Genomic DNA, 3,528 nt, shown 5'->3' with positions numbered 1-3,528 from the left:
GGGGGTGTGTGGACTGCTTCGCTTTACGTCCACACACCCCCGCCCCTGCGGCCCCACCACCTCCCGTCCGTGGTGGGGTCCCGCCCCGGTGGGGGGAGGGAGAAGCCGAGTTGCCTTTACGACACTGGGCGGGAATCCGCCCAAATGCCTTCGAATTCCTCGCGGTAGGTTTCGAACAGGCCGTGGTCGCCGTCGCGGGTTTCGCGGGCGTCCTGGCGGACGATCTCCCGGCTGCCGCCGCGGAGGACCAGGACGGGGGACTCCATGCCGCGGCTCTTGCGGAGGTAGGACTGCACCACCGCTATGCCGTCGGGGCCGTCGCCGTCGACGAGGTAGGCGGTGAAGCGCGGCGTCTCGTCGAAGACCTGGATCTCGAACGCGCCGGGGTCGCGCAGCCGGGCGCGCACCCGTCGCATGTGGAGGATGTTCATTTCGATCGAGCGGCTCATCTCGCCCTTCTTCAGGCCGATTTCGCGCTCACGGCGTCGGACCGCGCTGCTCGCGGGGTTGAGGAAGAGCAGGCGGACGCGGCAGCCGGATTCGGCGAGCCGGACCAGGCGGCGGCCGGAGTAGTTCTGGACGAGGAGGTTGAGTCCTATGCCGACGGCGTCGAGTCGGCGGGCGTCGCCGAAGAGGTCCTCGGCGGGGAGCTGGCGCTGCAGGCGCACCCGGTCGGGGTGTACGCCGATGACGTCGGCGTAGCGGTCGCCGACGAGATCCTCTACCGCGTCGATGGGCAGCCGTCCGGAGATACGGGTGCCGACGCCGGAGCCGAGTATGTCCAGGAGTCGGGCGGAGGCGCGCTCGGCCTGGGCGAGGACGGTCTCGGACAGGGCGCGGTTGCGGGAGACGATGTTGCGGGCGACCTCCAGTTCGTCGAGGGCCAGCTCGACGTCCCGGCGGTCGTCGAAGTACGGCTCGAAGCAGGGCCAGTGCTGGACCATCAGTTCGCGGAGTTGCGGAAGCGTCAGAAAGCTGACGATGTTGTCGTCCGCGGGGTCGAGGAGGTAGCCCTTGCGCCGGCTGACCTCCCGGACCGCGACCGCGCGCTGTACCCATTCCTGGCCCGCGGGGCCGGCCGCGGCGATGACCCATTCGTCGCCGTGCACCGGCTCGTAGATGGGGCGCAGGACCGCCGCCACGACGGCCCGCAGCCGTTGCTCGACGAGATTCAGCCAGATGTAGGCGCGTCCGGCCCGGCGGGCGCGGGTGCGCACCTCACTCCAGGCGTCGGCGCCCCAGTCCAGTTCCGCACCGATCTCCAGTGGCCGTGCCAGGGACACCGCGCCGGGCGGTGCGTCGACGGAGCCGCCCTCGTGTCCCTCGTGACTCTCGTCACCAGGGGGCAACTCCAGCCCGCCGCTCACCTGCCACCGCCTTCCGAACCCCCGTGCCAACGATCAAGGCAGACTACTGCGGTGCGGGAGGCGGTGCAGCAGGATGGTTCGAGTCGACTAGCAACTCCCCTTATTCATAGTGCCCGTTGTGACCGGACAGCGCGGGTGGAGTGAGCGGATTCATAGCGGTGACGTCGCGTGGCGCCAGCTGGAAGCCCTGCCAGTGGACGGGCATCGGTTCCTGGTCCTCGTCCTTGGCGATGTGATGGAACCCGATGTTGACCCACGCGATGGGGTGTTTCAGCGGCTGACCGTTGACCCAGGTGTCGATGCTCTTGCCCGCGCGGGCACCGCAGTTGGCCAGGTTGTTGCTGGCGAACTGCTCACATTTGTTGTACTCGGTGAAATAGACATCGTGTTTGGTGTAGCCACGGCCGGTGTATTTGCTCGTGTGGCCCGGCACGATCTCGTAGGAACGCGGGTGGCCGTCCTTGTTCTTGACCGGGCTGACCACCCTCCACCAGCGCATCGCGCCCGCGTCACCGGCCAGTTCCTTGGTGACGGGTGTGCGGGTCGTGCGGATGGTGGGGGTGAGGCCGCCGGGGCGGGTCGTGGTGGCGGAGTCGAACTGCTCGACCTTGTTGGCGGAGGAGCCGTCCAGCCCGAAGTTCAGCCGCCAGAAGACATTGTGGCTGTGGCTGGTGGCGTAGTCCTTGGCGCCCTTGCCGATCGGCATACCGCGGCCGTCGCCGGCGTCGTAGTCGCCGGGTGAGACGGTGCCGGTGGCGCCGACCTGCATGGTCATGGTGCCGTCGCCGGAGAACCGCCATTCGGTGATGTATTCGTACCAGCCGACTTTGTTGACCGTGTAGAGCAGCAGGTCCTTGCCCTGGAGCTGGTAGGTCTTGGCGCTCTCGCCGGGGTAGGGGCCCATGCGGTAGGCGTGGCCGCGGGCGCGCGTGGTGGCGCACAGGCCGCTGACGCTGGAGTGCGCGGAGTCCCAGGCGCCGGGCACCTTGACGGTCTTGATGGTGCCGCCGGGGCATTCGGCGGGGTCGAGTTTCATCAGCCCCTGGGCGAAGCCCTGGCCGGTGAGGTCGTCGTACTCGTTGCGGCCGTCGTCGTAGGGGACGTGGATCTGGGCGAGTTTGGCGGTGGTGAGCACCTTGATCGGGGCGCGTTCACCCTTGGGCTGGTACGAGATGTCGTCCAGGACCAGGCCGGCGTTGCCTTCGTAGTGCCAGCACATGCGCCAGACGGTGCCGCCGTCGAGCGTCTGGGTGATGCGGTAGGCGGCGCTGCAGTTGGGGGCGGGGGCGGGCGCGGCGGGGGCCTCGGGGGCGGCGTGGGCGGACGGGGCGATCGTGAGGGCGGTGGCGGCGAGCAGCAGAGGGGCGGCGGTGAGTGCCGCGGCGCGCCGGTGCGGGCGGCGGATCAGGTCTCCGATGGTGCGTCTTTCGGGCACGGCTGTGGCTCCTGTCCCAGGGAGTGGTGGTCGAAGGAGGGCGCGGTCAGCCCAGGCGGGCGACGGTGCGGGCGCTGAGGTCGATGACGAAGCGCCGGGTGTCGATCCACTGACCGTTCTTGACTTTTGTGAAGAGGCGGATGCAACGGTGCTCCCCGCAGTCGGCCAGGGCGCCCGGCGCGTCGCCTTCCGCGCGGCCCCGGTAGACGAAGCCGGTGACGCTGAGCGGGTCCGGTCCGGTGAGCTCGCGGCCGGTGGCGTCGTGGTAGTCCTGCCGCAGCCCCGATCCGAGCGGGTCGGCGATCAGCAGCCGGGCCGCCTCGACGGCCTCGGTGTGGCTGGGCGGCGGCTGGACGCCGTGCTGGGTGTCCGTCGACTCCACCTTCGAGGTGGTGAGGTTGACGGTCTTGGTGATGTAGCTGTCGCTCTTGTAGTCGTAGAAGGAGACATTCGCCCGGCGCGGCGGGTCGGCGAGGCCGGCCTCCGCGGGGGTGAGTTCGGCCAGGTCGGTGGTGAGGCGCTCGGGCCCCGGCTTGCCGGTGACGTCCTTGACGAGGCCGCGCGGGGTGCGCGGCAGCGCCAGATCCTCGGCGCGCCGGAGTTCGTCGTCGGTGAGCGGATCCCGCCCCCGGCCGCGCTCCCCCTGGGCGCGGACGCCCTCGACGACGCCCGGCGGCGGCTGCCCCGGGTCGCGTCCCGGTGCGGGTGCGCCGGCCGCGGCGGGCC

Annotated in this window: 3 protein-coding genes; all 3 read right to left on the bottom strand. The window is 70.3% G+C overall.

What is annotated here, in order from left to right; genetic code table 11:
• Positions 1-116 precede the first annotated feature (116 nt).
• The gene (locus DY245_RS33995; protein ID WP_128510989.1) at positions 117-1,367 is read right to left on the bottom strand and encodes an SAV2148 family HEPN domain-containing protein; all 1,251 of its coding nucleotides are present in this window, start codon (positions 1,365-1,367) and stop codon (positions 117-119) included.
• Positions 1,368-1,467: 100 nt separating this feature from the next.
• Positions 1,468-2,802: a copper amine oxidase gene (locus tag DY245_RS33990; protein WP_128510988.1), complete on the bottom strand. Its 1,335-nt coding sequence runs from the start codon at positions 2,800-2,802 to the stop codon at positions 1,468-1,470.
• Between the two features lie 46 nt (positions 2,803-2,848).
• Positions 2,849-3,528 (bottom strand): Tat pathway signal sequence domain protein (locus DY245_RS33985; RefSeq protein WP_128510987.1); only part of this gene is annotated, 680 nt, incomplete at its 5' end.

This window comes from Streptomyces inhibens, assembly GCF_003389455.1.
In the GTDB taxonomy this organism is placed as follows: Bacteria; Actinomycetota; Actinomycetes; order Streptomycetales; family Streptomycetaceae; genus Streptomyces; species Streptomyces inhibens.
This window is presented reverse-complemented; position numbering and strand designations above follow the sequence as displayed.